This window comes from Streptomyces sp. CT34 (assembly GCF_000805335.1).
In the GTDB taxonomy this organism is placed as follows: domain Bacteria; phylum Actinomycetota; class Actinomycetes; order Streptomycetales; family Streptomycetaceae; genus Streptomyces.
This window is the reverse complement of sequence record NZ_KN708638.1, coordinates 6,121,302-6,137,117: the sequence shown is the minus strand read 5'-3', so window position 1 is coordinate 6,137,117 and position 15,816 is coordinate 6,121,302. Positions and strand designations below refer to the sequence as shown.

Here is a 15,816-nt window from a genome sequence, read left to right as displayed (position 1 = left end):
GATGGGCCGTGTCGCGGTGCGCTCGCGTGCCGCGCCGCCACCCGAAGCGCGGACGCGTAGACGAAGGGAGGACGATGACCTTCGGATTCGCCCAGCCCCCGTATGTGTCCCGCCCCGCGTCCACCGATTCCACCGCCCGGCTGGGGCGGATGCTGGAGCCCGCGGAGTGGGCCTCGGCCGGAATTCCGCTGCTGCGCAACCCTCGTGAGGTGGTCGCCGGTCTGCACGCACGGCATCTCCCCGGGCTCGCCACGGCCATTGTGGCGGTGCTCGACCCCGAGGAGCGGGTCACCGCCAGCGCGTCGTTCACCCAGTCCGCGGTGGCTCCCGACGGCTGGGAGTTCCGCAATGCGCTGCTGACGCAGCTGCGCCGGATCATCCCGCACGACCTGCGGCTGCGCGTCCCGGTGCGGACGGCGGTACTGCTCTACTGCCGTGCGGGCGAGCTTCGTTGGACGGAGGCGGACGGCGCGTGGATGTGGGGGCTGCGCGACGCCTGCACCCTGCACGGTCTCCGTTGTGGCGCCTACATCACGCTCACCCGGGACCGCTGGCAGGTGCTGGGCGAGGGGCGGGGCGGGCGGTGCCCGCGGGCGTCCGCCGCGGAGAAGCCCCGGAGCGGTCCGGACGGGGCGCGGATGGGGGCGCGGAGTGGTGCGGCAGGCGCGGCCACCGGCGCCGGTGGCACGGTTTTGCGCCATACCGAAACCGGGCCGGATGCACCTGTTGGCGAGCCGGTGCCGGGGCCTGGGACGGCGCCGCGTACGGAGCCGAGGCGCACCGCATCGCCCGGTACGGCGGCCGCCCGTACGCAAGCGACCGGTACGGCACCACCGTTCACGGATGCACCGCCGGTGCCCCCCGGGGCCGTCGCGCCCCCGATGGAGGCACCGGGTGCGCAGGAGGTGCTGCCCGCCGCGCAGCTTCGCCCGCCCGGCACGGCCGCCGCGTCCTCGCGGCGCACCGCCCTTCAGACGCCTACCGGGCCGCCGCCCGAGCAGCCGCACAGCGGTGGCCGCGGGGCACGGCGGCGGGGCGGTGGCGCGGCCGAGGCGCACCGGCACACGGCGGCGCGCTGACCGGAGCGGTCCGGCCGCCGCGGATACCCGGCTCGCGGCTACCGGACGCGTCCGGGCAGGCGAACGCGCCCGACCGGCCTCGGGGGCCGGCGGGCTGCGTCGGGCCCGCGGCGGTCAGGCGTTCGCGCCGAGAGCGGTGTTGATCCGCTGCGGGTCACCGCAGACGATCAGCAGCGTTCCGGCACGGGCCATCGCGGCGGGCAGCGCCCGTGCGGCGGTCTCGTCGGTACCGCCGTTGACGGCGACGATCACCACGGGCCGCCCGGCGGCGCGTTCGGCGGCGGCGTCCGCGTAGAACACGTCGTCCGCGGCGTCGTGTTGGGCCCAGTAGGACGCCTCGCCGAAGGACAGTTCGTGGGCCGCCCACGGGTGGTTCTCACCGGTGGTCAGCACCAGGATCTCGCCGGGTGCGCGCCCGGAGTCCAGGAGCAGGTCGACAGCCTCGTCCGCGGCGTCGACGGCGCCCCCGGCGGGCGCCGGGATCAGCTGGAGCTGGGTTCCCGTGGCGCTGCCGGTCTCGGCGGCGGGGGGCTGCGGCGAGCCGGTGCGCTGCGCCGGCGGACCGGCGACAGGCCCACGCGGCGGGGCAGCGGGTCCGGGCTTGCCCGGACGGGCACTGGACGCGGGAGCGCCACGCGGCGGGGCGGGGCGGGGACCGGGACCAGGGACAGGACGGGGGGTCGGCGCGGTGCGGCCGGCGGCCGGAGTAGCGCGGGGACCCGGGACACTCTCGTGAATCTGAGGCTCCTCGGGGATGAGAGGCATAAAAGGATGTCTATCAAACGTAGGTGCGGGACACGTCAGTGGGTACCGAATTCATGCCCGCACCGCTCAGAAGTCGAAGCCGAGTTGGCCACCGGCCTCCAGAGCGGCTGCTTCGGGGGTGATGCGCACCTTCTTCAGATGCCGCCACCGGGGCAGTGCGTCCATGTAGGACCACGACAGTCGGTGGTGCGGCGTGGGACCGTACTCCTCCAGGGCGGTGCGATGGGTCGGCGAGGGGTAGCCGGCGTTGGCCGCGAAGCCGAAGTCGGCGTATTCCAGGCCGAGTTCGGCCATCATCGCGTCCCGTCGCACCTTGGCGATCACGGACGCGGCGGCGACCGCGATACAGGACTGGTCGCCCTTGATGACCGTGCGGACCCGCCATGGCGCGCCCAGGTAGTCGTGCTTGCCGTCGAGGATGATCGCGTCCGGTCGGACCGGCAGCGCCTCCAGGGCGCGTACGGCGGCGAGGCGCAGCGCCGCGGTCATTCCCAGGGCGTCGATCTCCTCCGGTGAGGAGTGCCCCAGGGCGTACGAGGTGACCCAGTCGGCGAGCACCTCGCTGAGTTCGGTGCGGCGCTTGAGGGTCAGCAGTTTGGAATCGGTGAGTCCATCCGGCGGCCGGCGCAGTCCGGTGACGGCTGCGCAGACGCTGACCGGGCCGGCCCAGGCTCCGCGCCCGACCTCGTCGATCCCTGCGACGATCCTGGCGCCCGTCTTGGCGCGCAGTGATCGCTCGACGGTATGGGTGGGAGGCTCGTACGGCATGGCGCCAGCCAGGTTACGCCTATTCGGCCCAGTCGTCCGCATCGGATCCCGACCTGATGGCGGACGGTTGCGGAGGGGGCGCGGACGGGACGGCTCCACTTACTTACCGGCGGGTATGCGCGGCGCGCGCGGACGGGGCGGCGCAGGCGCCGGTACGGGCGCGGGCAGGCGCCCGCGCAGGCGTGAAGTCGCCCTTCGACGGGGCCTGTTGGTGGTGTGGGCCGGCGGGCGCCGACGGGTGGCGATCATGTCGTGGGCGGCCGGCGCGGGCGCGCCGGGACACCGTCCCGCGGGGGGGGCGGTCAGGCGGCGGAGCCGGGAGCCCAGGACGGGAGGGGTTCGGTGGCGTCGCACCACGCCTGGGGCGGGTCGCCACCGGGGGACGCCGCGATGATGCCGCCGACGATGGCACAGGTGGTGTCCACGTCGCCGCCGGCGCGGACGGTGGTCCAGAAAGCCTTCTCGTAGTCGCCGAGGTTCCGTGCCGCGGCCCAGAGGGTGAACGGCACGGTGTCATGGGCGCTGGTGCGGCGACCGCAGCCCAGGACGGCGGCGACGGTGCCGGGGTCGGCGTAGTCGAGCATGTCGCGGGCCCGGCGCAGGCCGGCTTGTACGGCGCTGCGCGGGATCAGGGCCAGGACACCGTCGAGGAGTTCCGCGGGGCCGAGGGCACGCGCCGGGTCGGCGACCAGGGCTGCCGCGGCGGCCACGGCCATCGCACCGACGACGGCCTCGCGGTGCTGGTGGGTGATGTAGGCGGAGATCTCCGCCTGGTGGGTGGCCTGTTCCGGGTCGTCGGCGTACCAGGCGCCGAGGGGGGCGATGCGCATGGCGGCACCGTTGCCCCAGGAGCCGTGGCCGTTGAAGAGGCCGGATGCCAGCTCGCGCCAGTCCTCGCCCTCGCGGATCAGCCGGAGCATCCGGTCGACGGCCCGGCCGTAGTTGCGGTCGACGTCGTGGTGGTCGGCGAAGGAGCGGGCCAGCGCATCCTGGTCGACGCGGTGGTGGGTGGTGAGCACGGCCAGGACGGAGCAGGCCATCTCGGTGTCGTCGGTCCACCGCCACGGGCCGGGAGGCAGCTCGCGGCGCTTGAGGGCGGGGTAGTGGGCGGGGACGAAGAACTGCGATCCGAGGGCGTCGCCCACGGCGAGCCCGCGCAGGCTCGCCAGAGCCCGCGCCCAGCGGTCGGCGTCACGATGGTCGGCGGTCATCGGTGGCACTCTAACCGGTGACCCCATATGGCTCCGGTTCACACCAGCGGTCGAAGGGGCGATCGAGGGAGTAGCGGCCTTCCGGGCCGAGCTGCAGGGTGCGCCATTCCGCGTTGCCCGGATTGGACAGCGACTCGAACTCCGCGACCGTCCAGTGGAACCAGCGCATGCAGAACAGGCGCATGGTGAGGCCGTGCGTGACGATCAGGACGTTCGGTGGGTGGGAGGAGTCCTCGAAGCTGCGCCAGAGGCTCTCCAGGAACGCCCCGACCCGGTCGTACACATCCGCGCCGGACTCTCCTTGGGCGAAGCGGTAGAAGAAGTGACCGTAGGCGTCGCGGTATGCCTTCTGGAGGCGTACGTCGTCGCGGTCCTGCCAGTTTCCCCAGTCCTGCTCGCGCAGCCGGGGCTCCTCGCGGACACGGACCCTGCCGGGGTCCAGGCCGAGGAGCCGGAAGGTCTGGTGGGTGCGGCGGTACGGCGACACATAGGCGGAGACCCGTTCGTGGCCGAACATCTCGCGCAGCCGCACACCGGCTTCCTCGGCCTGCCGCATACCGGTCTTGGTCAGGGAGAGCGCGTGGTCGGGCTCGCGTTCGTAGATGGTGTCGTCGACGTTGCCCTCGGACTCTCCGTGGCGGATGAGGACAATGCGTCGGGGCCGGGCCATGCCGCCAGCCTAAATCCGCTGCCCTGTACATGCCGCATCCGGCCGCCCGGCCGGCCTCTGGCCGCCGGTGTCGTCTCGACCGCACGATGTTCCTTTCCGTTCATGCCGTGTGCTCCGTACTTCCGTGGCCGGTCCGGGGACTTCCGGCTACTTCCGGGGACTTCCCATAACCACTACGGCTTTCCGCCCTGCTGCCTCTCCGTCCCACTGTCCGCAGGTGCCGCCGCTCTCTTACTGCTGTCCTCGGGGGCCGCTGTCCTCGGGTGCTGACGTGTCCGCCGTCGCGCACAGCCCCTCGCCGGTGCATTCCGGTGCCGGCCGGTCAGCAGGGGACGAGAACGGGGCGGCCGTCGCGTATCTCGTACGGGCGGCCCGCGAAGCGACGGCGGAGCAGGCGGTCGTGGGAGACGACGACCAGGGCACCGGGCCATGCCGCCAGGGCTTCCTCCAGTTCTTCGACGAGGGCGAGGGCGAGGTGGTTGGTCGGCTCGTCGAGCAGCAGCAGATCCGCCGGCCGGGAGAGCAGGCGGGCCAGGGCCAGGCGGCGGCGCTGGCCGGCGGAGAGTGCCCCGACCGGCACCCGGAGATCGCGCTCCCGGAACAGTCCGAAGGACAGGAGAAGGCCGGCCAGTTCTTCGGCGTCGCCGGTCAGGCCCCGGCTGAAGGTGGTCAGCAGCGGCTCGGCGGGGCGGGAGACCGGTATTTCCTGGGCCAGGAATCCGATGCGTCCTCGGCGGACGACCGTGCCGCGGTCCGGTTCGGTGACGCCGGCCAGGACGCGCAGCAGCGTGGACTTGCCCGCGCCGTTGGCGCCGTGGACCAGCAGCCGCTCGCCGGCACCCACGGTGAACGAGTCCACCGCGAGCCGGGCGCCGACCCGTACCCCGTCGAGCTGGACGAGGGTGCCCTCGGCCTCGCCGACGCCGGGCGCCGCGCGGAAGCGGAGCGGCTCGGGCGGTCTGGGGACCGGCTCCTCGCGGAGCCGGCGCAATCGCTCCTGGGCGTTACGGACCCTGCTGGAGACGGATGCCTGGACGCGGCCCCCGTCCCGGTCGTAGGCCATTTTGTTGTTGTCCTTCATGAGCCGTCCCTGGGCGACGCCGTGCGCCGTGCCCGCCGCGTACGCGGTGAGCCGGTCGATCTCGTCGCACCACCGGGCGTAGTCCTGCTCCCAGCGGCGGCGGGCGGCGGCTTTGGTGGCGATGAAGGTGCCATAGCCGTCGCCGTAGCGGACGAGGCCGCGGCGGTCGGCATCGACCTCGACGATCGTGGTGGCGATGCGCTGGAGGAAAAGCCGGTCGTGGGAGACGGCCAGGACCGTGCCGCGGTGGGCGAGCAGGGCGTCTTCCAGCCAGTCGAGGGCGGTCGCGTCGAGGTGGTTGGTCGGTTCGTCGAGGAGCATGACCTCCGGTGATGCGGCGATGAGGCAGGCGAGCCCCAGCCGAGCCTGTTCGCCGCCGGAGAGGCTGCCGAGCCGCCGGTCGTGGTCCAGCTCCTCCAGGCCCAGGCCGTGCAGCGCCTTGGCGACGCGGGCGTCGGCTTCGTAACCACCGCGGAGTTCGAAGAGGGTGAGCAGGTCGCCGTACTCGTCGAGCCCACGGGTCCCGGCGCTGCCCAGGCCGGACTCCAGGGCGCGCAGCCGGCGTTCAATGGCTCTGAGCTCGGCCAGGGCCGCATCGATCGCGTCCCGGACGGTGTGGTCCGGCGGGAGGTCGGGGGTCTGTCCGAGGTAGCCGACGCCGCCGTCGGCGCTGAGCGACGTACGGCCTTCGTCGGGCTGCTCGATGCCCGCGATGATGCGGAGCAGCGTGGACTTGCCGGCCCCGTTCTCCCCCACGATCCCGACCCGGTCACCGGGACGGATCGACAGCGAGACACCGTCGAGCAACAGTCGGTCGGCATAGGACTTGGTGACGTCGTGCAACGAAATCTGGGTGGGCAAGGGAACCTCCAGGTGATGCCGCGGCACTCCGGGCACCCCGGAGCCCACAAACGCAACTCATGTTGCGTTACGCTGATGATGACACAGGAGTACTCACTAACGCAACGGGAGTTGCAATTGACTGGCGAGGACGAGAAGAAGCAGGCCGGAGCGGAACCCGGCAGCGGTACGCCCGCGACCGCGCCCACCCCCGGCACCCGGCGCCCCGGCGGACGCACCGCCCGCACCCGGGCCGCCGTCCGCGACGCCGTACTGACCGGCCTCACCGAACACGGCTATCCCGGGCTGACCGTCGAATACGTCGCCGAGCACTCCGGTGTGCACAAGACGACGCTCTACCGCCGCTGGGGCGACGTCGAGGGACTGGTGGCCGACGCCCTGGACCTGGCGGGCGAGGACACCTGGACCCCGCCAGACACCGGTTCCTTCGAGGGTGACCTGCGGGCGCTCGCGCACGAGGTCGTCGCCTCGTTCGCCGACCCGGCGGTGGCTGCCTCGGGGTCCGCGATCATCGCAGCCGCCTTCCAGTCGGAACGGGCCGCCGCCGCGCTGCGCGCCTACTACACCGAGCGGTTCGCGCGCTGCGAAGCCATCGTGGAGCGCGCCGTCGACCGCGGCGAGCTGACCGGGCGCGAGCCCCTCCCCGGCTCCCCCGAGGAAGCCGCCATCGACGCCGGCGCACTGGTCCGGTCGGTCTCCGCGCCGCTGTTCTTCCGGTTGTTCATCAGCCGGGAGCCGGTCGATGCGGCACTCGCCGACCAGGCCGCGGCGGCAACCCTGGCCGCCGCCCGCGCGGGCGTCTTCACCGCGGAACAGCCGGCCGCGGCAGCCTCGGGCGACGGCTCCCCCGGCACCGCCGGCTGACCGCACCAGCCGAGGCGTTCACCGCCGCGGCGCTCCGGCCGGCGATGCGTTCACACCGTCCAGGACGGTTCGAGCTGCACCACGTCGCCCGCGATCGCGCGGACGTCCGCGGCTATCTGGGCCCGCAGCGCCAGCCGTTCCACCCGCTCCGGCCGGTATTTCCCACGCTCGGCGGCGGACTGCCACATCGACAGGACCAGGAATTCCTCACCGGGGGCCCGGCCGACCATCCCCCGCAGCATGCCCGGCGAACCGGCCATCGCCGGGTTCCAGACCTTCTCCTGCATGAGGACGAAGTGGTCCACCCGGTCCTGGCGCACCTGGCAGTGCGCCAGCCGCAGCACATCCGCGTCGCCGAACGCCGGCCGGAAACCGACCTTTACGTCGAATTCATGCTCGAACAGCCGGACTTGGCTGTCCTTGTAGGTGCCGACCTGGGAGGCGGCCAGCCGGTCGTGGGAGCGCGCCATGAAGGAGTCGTAGAACGCCCGGCTCTCCCAGAAGGCGACCAGATGCGCCACTCCCGGGCGCCCCCGGCTCCACCCCCCGGCCTGCCCGCGGAACCCTGGCTCCCCCAGCAGCCCCGCCCATTTCCGCTGCCCCCGCTCGAACCCTCGACGGTCCACAACGGTGAGGCGAATCCACTTGACCAGCACCGCGCCATCGTACGGCCCATAAGCACAACGAATAGCTGCGCGTCACACGGTGACCACCCCGAACTGCCTTACGGACGCGGATCGATGGGGCAGGCGAGCCCGGCCGCCGCTCGCCCGCCTCCGCGGCCTCCCCGGCCTCCCCGGGACAGATCCCCCCGGTAGCAGCGCCCGACCGGTAGGAGCGCCCGACGAGCCGCACGCCATACGGGAGCCGTTCACCACCCCCTGTGGGCACCGCCACCGCGGCGGGCCGAGCCGACGGGTCTCGCCGCCGTGCACCTCCGCAGCCCGGCCCGACGGAGCGGTGCCCGCGTGCCCGCCCTGCGTGCCCGCCCTCCCCAGGAACGGACGGCCGGTCTCCCGGCGGTCGGTCGCCTCCTGTGGGTCGCGTCCCATCGCCGTGTTCCCGGGGATCACGCCGCACGAATTCCCCTCGTCGGGTCGGCGCTTTCACGTCGGCGGTACTGCTCGTAACGGGTTTTTCCACAGGGGAAGTTCGCCTCGTCCGCGGAACGCCTTTGCGTGGCACCATGGCAAACAAGGGGAAATCCTTAGGAGTTGCCCGCATACGTGCGGGCGAGCTGCGCCACGGGAGCTGACGGAAGGGGAGCCCGGTGAGCACGCTCAACAAAGGCATGGACAAGGTCGAGGTATCGCTGGGGTGGGACCCCAGCCCCATCGGTGATCCGGACATTGACCTCGACATCATCGCGGCGACGTACCGGGCGGACGCGCCGCACGGCGAGCCGGCATATCTGGTGCACTTCGACAGCCGGTCGCCCGACGGAACCATCACCCTCAACCGGGACAGCCGGACCGGCCAGGGGTTCGGTGCCGACGAGGTCCTGACGCTGGAACTGAACCGGCTGTCCGAAAACTACTCCCGCGTCGTGGTGGGCGTGCTCATCCAGCAGACCGACGGCCGGAAGGTCTTCGGCGAGGTGGAGAACACCGTTGTCGTGGTGCGCGAGGGGTACCACCAGCTGGCCGAGAACGACTTCGCCGAAGTCGCGGAGGCCACCGCGGCGGCGGTCGCCGAATTCTCCCGGGACGCGGCGGGCGAATGGCGGTTCCACCCCGTCATACGCGGGTTCGACGCCGACCCGGACACGTTCGCCGGGCTCATGGGCGGCTGAAGGGCGGCTGATGCGTAGCTGAGCGACGCCGTTGATGACGGAATGGGCCGGTACGGACGGGGGCAGCGATCGACCGAGTCCCCTCCCCTCGTTCAGCTCCCCTTCGTTCGGCCGCTCTTGCTCTCACGTCTTGCTCTCACGTTTCGTTCCCGCAGCCTCCTGCCTTTTACGGCGGCGGTGTGCCGCGACCCGTTCCCGGGAGGCGCAGGTGGCCGAGCAATAGCGGCGGGCGCTTCCCGGGCCGACGCCCGAATAGAGGGTTGCGCAGCCGGCCGCGGCACATTCGCCCCAGGGGATGCGGCCGTATTCGGTCAGAACCTGGGCCAGGGCGAGGGCACTTGAGGCCAGGAACCAGTCGGCCCAGCTCGCGTCATCACCCCGGTCCACGTGGAGGTGCCACGGGTGGCCGCCGTGCCGGGAGAGATGCGGACGGGCGCCGCACTCGGCCAGCAGCGCATTGATGGCGAGCGCGGCCCGGTCGACGTCGGTCTCCGCAAGGAGGTGCGCGATACGGGCCGCGGCGGCGCGCAGGGCATCGGCGTCATCCGGCGGGAACGCCTCGTCGGTGAGATCGTCCGGGCTCTCGCCGTGGCGCGCGAGGAGTTCGACGAGGGCCGTACGCGGCAGGCCGGGTGCGGCGCGCACGGCGTTCGCCAGGTCGATCAGCCGGTCCACAGGCCGGAAGCCGTGCTCTGCGGTGCCACTGATAGCGGTCATGGCGACCCTTCTCCTCCGCTGCCGATTCCCGGGTGACCCCTCGGATGATCTCCGTGCCGTCGTCGAGGTCCGACCTCTCAGACTCAGTGTAACGTTTTACCTCCCTAACCCGTTACACCTGCTCGTCACCTGCCGTCTGCTTCCCGCCGCCCGTGGAGGAATCGCCGTGCGCACACCCCAACTCCCCACCGGTTTAAGGCTCTATCCGGCCACGGCCTTCCTCGCGCGGCTCGCCGAGGAAGGCACGGGCGTGGCCGTGGTGCTGCTGGCGCTCGCCCGCACCGGAAGCACGGCCCAGGGGGCGTACACCCTCACCGCCTGGATGGCACCGCACGTCCTCGCCGCTCCCCTGGTGGGCGCCGTCGCCGCCCGGACGCGAAGGCCGCGGTTCTTCCACGCCGGCGCGCTGGGCGGCTTCGCCGCGGCCATCACGGCGCTGGCACTGCTCTTGGGGCGCGCTCCCGCCCCCGTGACCCTGGCCGCAGCCCTTCTCGGCGGCTGCTGCGGCCCGGTGGTCTCCGGTGGGCTGTCGGGGCTGATCGCCCTCCTGGTGCCGGCAGGCACCCCGCGCGACCGCGCCTACGCACGGGATGCGGCGGTCTACAACGCCGCGTCGGTGGCCGGACCCGCGGTCGTCAGTGTGATCGCCGGGCTGACCGGGCCGGGTCCCGCGATGTGGCTGCTCGCCGGAGCGGCAGCCACTGCCGCAGTACTGGCCACCGGGCTCCCCTACGGGCACGCGCTTGCCGGCGTACGTCCCGCAGGAGAGTTCCCGGCGCCGGTCCCGGAAACGTCCCCGGCGCTGATCCCGCCCGCCGCGCGGACCACGCTGCGGTCCGATCTGACGACGGGCCTCGCGGCCGTACGGCGCATCCCGGAGCTGCGGGCGATCACCGCGGCGACCTGCCTGGCATTCGTCGGGATCGGCGGGCTGACCACCGCCACGGTACTGCTCGCCGCCTATCGGGGCGGCCCGGGAAGCGGTGGCGCCCTGATGACCGCGTTCGCCATCGGGGCACTCGCCGGCTCCCTGGCCGTGGCCCGCCGGGAACCGCGCATTCCGGTCCAACACCAGGCCACCGCCGCCCTGTTGGGCACCGGGCTGTCCCTGGGAGGCGCGGCCCTGATACCGGCGCCGCCGGCCATCGTGGCGCTGTTCGTCCTCGCGGGGCTCTTCGACGGCCCGCTCCTGACCGCGACGCTGCGGATCCGGGCGGATCACGCCCCGGCGCGCGTACGGGCCCAGGTCTTCACCCTGGGGGCGGGCCTGAAGATCACGGCGGCGGCCTGCGGGGCGGCCCTCGCCGGACTGGCCGCCCCGCTGCCACCGCCCGTACCACTGCTGGCGATTGCCGCCCTCCAGCTCGCCGCCGCGCTGCTCCACGCACGTGCCCGCTCGGCCACGCGCCGCTCCCCTGGTCCGGCAGACCGACTTCCGGAAGCCCGCTCTCGCGCGGCCCGATAGCCGTCCTCTGCGGCATCCCGTGGCATGCTCCGGCGCGAGCGGAGGGGAGCTCACGGCGGCGCGACGACCCGGCCGAGTCACCCTGCACGCCACGCCGACCCCCGTACCTCAACTGCCGCATCACGAACGGAAAATCACGGACGGAAATCCCGCAGACAGCAGCCCACGGACGGAAATCCCGCAGCCGGACAGCCCGTCACGGCAGAGAGTCCACGGGCAGGGAAATCACGGACACGCGAAGGGATTCACGACCCTCTGAGGAGTTCCGGGACTCACGGAGGAGTTCACGGGCGCACGTCCCGGGCGTCGAGAAGACGGCAGTCAAAAGCCAAGGTGGCCGAGGGCCCCACCCCCAGGACACTATGCGCAATCCCGGCCAGCAGCACGGCGCCGGCAGGTAATTTCCCCATCCCCTTGCTGTGATCGCCAGCCCCCACAAAGATGGCGTCATGCCCACGTTCAGCGCTCCCGACGGGACCCAACTCGCCTACCGGGAACAGGGGGAAGGCGAACCGCTGCTCTGTATTCCCGGTGGGCCCATGCGCGCCGCCGCCTATCTCGGCGATCTCGGTGGGCTGTCCCGGCACCGCCGGCTGATCATGCTCGATCTGCGCGGCACCGGCGGCTCCGCCATCCCCGCCGACTCGGCAACGTACCGCTGCGACCGGCAGGTCGACGATGTCGAGTCGCTCCGCGCTCACCTGGGCACGGACCGCGTCGATCTTCTCGCGCACTCCGCGGGCGGTGATCTCGCACTGCTCTACGCGGCCCGGTACCCGCGGCGTGTCCGCTCGCTCGCGCTGATCACGGCCCGCGCGCGGGCCGTGGGCATCGATTTCACCGAGGAGCACCGCCGGGAGGCGGCCTCGCTGCGGTCGGCCGAACCGTGGTTCTCGGAGGCGTACGCCGCCTACGAGGCCGTGTGGGCCGGTTCCGCGACGGACAAGGAATGGGACGCCATCGCCCCGTTCTTCTACGGCCGTTGGGACGCGGTCGCCGCGGCCCACGCCGCCCGCGAAGTGGCGCAGACCAACGAACCGGCCGCGGAGATCTATGCCTCCTCCGGTGCCTTCGACCCGGCCGCGGCACGTGCCGCCCTCGCCTCATGGGATGCGCGGGTCCTGGTCCTCGCGGGTGAGAAGGACAGCGGCCCGCTCCCCCGCGTCGCCGCCGGTATCGCCGAACTGCTCGCCGGTGCCGAACTGGCCGTCCAACGGGACGCCGGCCACTACCCCTGGCTCGACGATCCTCACCGCTTCACCCGGACCGTCGAGGAATTCCTCTCGGCAGGGAAACCCGGCCGATAAACCGGGAGAAGCACCCCGACCGGGCGCCGAGGATTCCTACCGGCGGGATTCCCACCGACCGGATTCCCGCCGGCAGCGTTCCCGCCGACAAGGAATTCCGGTCCGGGGATGCAGAGCGCACGGCACCGACTCACACCACACCGGGCCCGCAGACCGGGTCCGCAGACCAGCCCCGCCGGAGCGCTGCCCGGCTCGGGCTCCCCCCGGCAGGCCCCGCGGAAAGAAGCCAGGGCGGTGGAGACCGGATCCCCGGTTCCACCGCCCTGGTCGGCTCGTCACGCCGGCGCTTCACACCGGCTCATGCCCACCGGCTGCGTACCTGCGTACGCGCCGGGGAGCGTGCGCCGTCAGCTGCAGCCGCTCGTGGAGCCGCAGCCCTCGCAGAGGTAGCAGCTGCCGGCCCGCTGCATCTTCGTGCCGCAGGAGAAGCAGAGCGGTGCGTCGGCGTTGATGCCCAGCTGCATCTCGACCAGTTCGGCGTTGGTGTGCGCCTCCTTCGGGGCCGGCGCGGCGGACTCCTCGACGATCTTCACCGTCGGGGTGGACTCCGTCTGGCGCGGGGCGGACTGGGCCAAGCCCTCGACGTCGACCTCGTCCTCGGCCGGCTCGTAGGAACCGGTCTCCAGGTGGCGCTGGCGCTCCTCGACGGAGTGGATGCCCAGTGCCGAGCGGGTCTCGAACGGCAGGAAGTCCAGCGCCAGGCGGCGGAAGATGTAGTCGACGATCGACTGCGCCATCCGCACGTCCGGGTCGTCGGTCATACCGGCCGGCTCGAAGCGCATGTTGACGAACTTCGAGACGTACGTCTCCAGCGGCACGCCGTACTGGAGGCCGACCGACACCGCGATGGAGAAGGCGTCCATCATGCCCGCGAGGGTCGAGCCCTGCTTGGACATCTTCAGGAAGACCTCGCCGAGACCGTCGTCCGGGTAGGAGTTGGCGGTCATGTAGCCCTCGGCACCGCCGACGGTGAAGGAGGTGGTGATCCCCGGGCGGCCCTTGGGGAGGCGCTTGCGGACCGGGCGGTACTCGACGACCTTCTTCTCCGTGGCCTGCTCGGCGGCCTCGGCCTTCTTCTCCTCTTCCTTCTTCTTGGCGGAGAGCGGCTGGCCGACCTTGCAGTTGTCGCGGTAGATCGCGAGCGCCTTCAGGCCGAGCTTCCAGCCCTGGAAGTAGACGTCCTCGATCTCCTCGACGGTGGCCGACTCCGGGACGTTGACCGTCTTGGAGATCGCGCCGGAGAGGAACGGCTGGGCCGCGGCCATCATGCGGACATGGCCCATCGGGGAGATGGAGCGCTCGCCCATGGCGCAGTCGAAGACCTCGTAGTGCGCCGGCTTGAGGCCGGGGGCGTCGACGACATTGCCGTGCTCGGCGATGTGCGCGACGATCGCCTCGACCTGCTCGGGCTGGTAGCCGAGCCGCTTGAGCGCCTTGGGGACCGTGTTGTTCACGATCTGCATGGAGCCGCCGCCGACCAGCTTCTTGAACTTGACCAGCGCCAGGTCCGGCTCGACGCCGGTGGTGTCGCAGTCCATCATCAGGCCGATGGTGCCGGTCGGGGCCAGCACGGACGCCTGGGCGTTGCGGAAGCCGTTCTTCTCACCGAGGCGGAGCACGTCCTGCCATGCCTCGGTGGCGGCGGCCCAGACCGGGGTGTCCAGGTCGTCCATCCGCACCGCGCTGCCGTTGGCGTCAGAGTGCTGCTTCATGACGCGCTTGTGGGCGTCGGCGTTCCGGGCGTAGCCGTCGTACGGGCCGACGACCGCGGCCAGTTCGGCGGAGCGCTTGTAGGAGGTGCCTGTCATCAGGGAGGTGATGGCACCCGCCAGCGCGCGCCCGCCGTCGGAGTCGTAGGCGTGGCCGGTGGCCATCAGCAGGGCGCCGAGGTTGGCGTAGCCGATGCCCAGCTGGCGGAAGGCGCGGGTGGTCTCGCCGATCTTCTGGGTGGGGAAGTCCGCGAAGCAGATCGAGATGTCCATCGCCGTGATGACCAGCTCGACGACCTTGGCGAACCGCGCGGCCTCGAAGGACTGGTTGCCCTGGTCGTCGTCGCGGAGGAACTTCAGGAGGTTGAGCGAGGCGAGGTTGCACGAGGAGTTGTCCAGGTGCATGTACTCGCTGCACGGGTTGGACGCGGTGATCCGGCCCGTCTCCGGCGAGGTGTGCCAGTGGTTGATGGTGTCGTCGTACTGGATGCCGGGGTCGGCGCAGGCCCAGGCGGCCTCGGCCATCTTGCGGAACAGCCCCTTGGCGTCGACCTCCTCGATGACCTCGCCGGTCATCCGGCCGCGCAGCCCGAACTTGGCGCCGGACTCGACGGCCTTCATGAACTCGTCGTTCACGCGGACCGAGTTGTTGGCGTTCTGGTACTGGACGGAGGTGATGTCGTCGCCGCCCAGGTCCATGTCGAAGCCCGCGTCACGCAGCGCGCGGATCTTCTCCTCTTCCTTGACCTTGGTCTCGATGAACGCCTCGACGTCGGGGTGGTCGACGTCGAGGACGACCATCTTGGCCGCGCGGCGGGTGGCGCCACCGGACTTGATCGTTCCGGCGGAGGCGTCGGCGCCACGCATGAAGGAGACCGGGCCGGAGGCGTTGCCGCCGGAGGAGAGCAGCTCCTTGGAAGAGCGGATACGGGAGAGGTTCAGGCCGGCGCCGGAGCCGCCCTTGAAGATCATCCCCTCTTCCTTGTACCAGTCCAGGATCGACTCCATGGAGTCGTCCACGGAGAGGATGAAGCAGGCGCTGACCTGCTGCGGCTGCTGGGTTCCGACGTTGAACCACACCGGGGAGTTGAAGCTGAAGATCTGGTGGAGCAGGGCGTAGGCCAGCTCGTGCTCGAAGATCTCGGCGTCGGCCGGGGAGGCGAAGTAACCGTTCTCCTCGCCGCTCTTCCGGTACGTCTTGACGACCCGGTCGATGAGCTGCTTCAGGCTCGACTCCCGGTTCGGGGAGCCCACCGCGCCGCGGAAGTACTTGCTCGTGACGATGTTGACCGCGTTCACCGACCAGAACTCGGGGAACTCGACGCCGCGCTGCTCGAAGTTGACCGAGCCGTCGCGCCAGTTGGTCATGACGACGTCACGGCGCGCCCACTCGACCTCGTCGTACGGATGCACGCCGGGGGTGGTGTGGATGCGCTCGATACGCAGACCCTTGCTCGCCTTGCTGCCCTTGGCGCGGGAGCCTCGTGCCGGGCCGCTCGTCGTCTCTGTCATTCCGCCTCCCTGTAT

General features: G+C 71.7%; 12 protein-coding genes and 1 pseudogene. 5 read left to right on the top strand and 8 right to left on the bottom strand.

Annotated features, from left to right (window positions below; translation table 11 throughout):
- Positions 1-74: 74 nt before the first annotated feature.
- Positions 75-614, top strand: a pseudogene (locus RZ84_RS41765) (hypothetical protein); the annotation flags it as partial.
- A gap of 579 nt (positions 615-1,193) precedes the next feature.
- Here the strand turns inward: RZ84_RS41765 and RZ84_RS26825 are convergent.
- From RZ84_RS26825 to abc-f, 5 genes are all read right to left on the bottom strand, one after another.
- Positions 1,194-1,844: a hypothetical protein gene (locus RZ84_RS26825; RefSeq protein ID WP_043266487.1), complete on the bottom strand. Its 651-nt coding sequence runs from the start codon at positions 1,842-1,844 to the stop codon at positions 1,194-1,196.
- Positions 1,845-1,910: 66 nt separating this feature from the next.
- Positions 1,911-2,612 carry a ribonuclease HII gene (locus RZ84_RS26820; protein ID WP_043266484.1) on the bottom strand — a complete coding sequence of 234 codons (702 nt, stop codon included), beginning with the start codon at positions 2,610-2,612 and terminating at the stop codon, positions 1,911-1,913.
- A 302-nt stretch (positions 2,613-2,914) separates the two neighbouring features.
- Positions 2,915-3,823, bottom strand: a complete 909-nt coding sequence (locus RZ84_RS26815) for an ADP-ribosylglycohydrolase family protein (RefSeq protein ID WP_043266482.1) — start codon at positions 3,821-3,823, stop codon at positions 2,915-2,917.
- A 10-nt stretch (positions 3,824-3,833) separates the two neighbouring features.
- The gene (locus RZ84_RS26810) at positions 3,834-4,493 is read right to left on the bottom strand and encodes a histidine phosphatase family protein (protein ID WP_043266480.1); all 660 of its coding nucleotides are present in this window, start codon (positions 4,491-4,493) and stop codon (positions 3,834-3,836) included.
- A 322-nt stretch (positions 4,494-4,815) separates the two neighbouring features.
- The gene (gene abc-f, locus RZ84_RS26805; protein ID WP_043270919.1) at positions 4,816-6,435 is read right to left on the bottom strand and encodes a ribosomal protection-like ABC-F family protein; all 1,620 of its coding nucleotides are present in this window, start codon (positions 6,433-6,435) and stop codon (positions 4,816-4,818) included.
- A 117-nt stretch (positions 6,436-6,552) separates the two neighbouring features.
- Between abc-f and RZ84_RS26800 the strand changes: the two genes are divergently transcribed.
- Positions 6,553-7,299, top strand: a complete 747-nt coding sequence (locus tag RZ84_RS26800; RefSeq protein ID WP_043266478.1) for a TetR/AcrR family transcriptional regulator — start codon at positions 6,553-6,555, stop codon at positions 7,297-7,299.
- Positions 7,300-7,349: 50 nt separating this feature from the next.
- On the opposite strand, the gene RZ84_RS26795 is transcribed toward RZ84_RS26800, so the two are convergent.
- Positions 7,350-7,955 (bottom strand): YdbC family protein, encoded by a 606-nt coding sequence (locus tag RZ84_RS26795; RefSeq protein ID WP_078894224.1) that lies wholly within the window; start codon positions 7,953-7,955, stop codon positions 7,350-7,352.
- Positions 7,956-8,569: 614 nt separating this feature from the next.
- On the opposite strand from RZ84_RS26795, the gene RZ84_RS26790 reads away from it, so the two are divergent.
- Positions 8,570-9,091, top strand: coding sequence for a TerD family protein (locus tag RZ84_RS26790; RefSeq protein ID WP_043266473.1), 522 nt, complete (start codon positions 8,570-8,572; stop codon positions 9,089-9,091).
- A 123-nt stretch (positions 9,092-9,214) separates the two neighbouring features.
- Here RZ84_RS26790 and RZ84_RS26785 read toward each other — a convergent pair whose 3' ends face one another.
- Positions 9,215-9,808: a CGNR zinc finger domain-containing protein gene (locus RZ84_RS26785; RefSeq protein WP_198540055.1), complete on the bottom strand. Its 594-nt coding sequence runs from the start codon at positions 9,806-9,808 to the stop codon at positions 9,215-9,217.
- A gap of 166 nt (positions 9,809-9,974) precedes the next feature.
- On the opposite strand from RZ84_RS26785, the gene RZ84_RS26780 reads away from it, so the two are divergent.
- Both RZ84_RS26780 and RZ84_RS26775 read left to right on the top strand, forming a co-directional pair.
- The gene (locus RZ84_RS26780) at positions 9,975-11,273 is read left to right on the top strand and encodes an MFS transporter (RefSeq protein ID WP_052230168.1); all 1,299 of its coding nucleotides are present in this window, start codon (positions 9,975-9,977) and stop codon (positions 11,271-11,273) included.
- Between the two features lie 449 nt (positions 11,274-11,722).
- Complete coding sequence (locus RZ84_RS26775) at positions 11,723-12,580, top strand: alpha/beta fold hydrolase (protein WP_043266471.1); 858 nt, start codon at positions 11,723-11,725, stop codon at positions 12,578-12,580.
- A 347-nt stretch (positions 12,581-12,927) separates the two neighbouring features.
- On the opposite strand, the gene RZ84_RS26770 is transcribed toward RZ84_RS26775, so the two are convergent.
- Positions 12,928-15,801: a vitamin B12-dependent ribonucleotide reductase gene (locus RZ84_RS26770; RefSeq protein WP_043266469.1), complete on the bottom strand. Its 2,874-nt coding sequence runs from the start codon at positions 15,799-15,801 to the stop codon at positions 12,928-12,930.
- Between the last annotated feature and the right edge of the window lie 15 nt (positions 15,802-15,816).

Bases quoted from the DNA above. Each gene is read 5' to 3' on its own strand.
- RZ84_RS26810 (WP_043266480.1), bottom strand. From the start codon at position 4,493: ATGGCCCGGCCCCGACGCATTGTCCTCATCCGCCACGGAGAGTCCGAG.
- RZ84_RS26820 (WP_043266484.1), bottom strand. From the start codon at position 2,612: ATGCCGTACGAGCCTCCCACCCATACCGTCGAGCGATCACTGCGCGCC.
- RZ84_RS26785 (WP_198540055.1), bottom strand. From the start codon at position 9,808: ATGACCGCTATCAGTGGCACCGCAGAGCACGGCTTCCGGCCTGTGGAC.
- RZ84_RS26770 (WP_043266469.1), bottom strand. From the start codon at position 15,801: ATGACAGAGACGACGAGCGGCCCGGCACGAGGCTCCCGCGCCAAGGGC.
- RZ84_RS26825 (WP_043266487.1), bottom strand. From the start codon at position 1,844: ATGCCTCTCATCCCCGAGGAGCCTCAGATTCACGAGAGTGTCCCGGGT.
- RZ84_RS26775 (WP_043266471.1), top strand. From the start codon at position 11,723: ATGCCCACGTTCAGCGCTCCCGACGGGACCCAACTCGCCTACCGGGAA.
- RZ84_RS26815 (WP_043266482.1), bottom strand. From the start codon at position 3,823: ATGACCGCCGACCATCGTGACGCCGACCGCTGGGCGCGGGCTCTGGCG.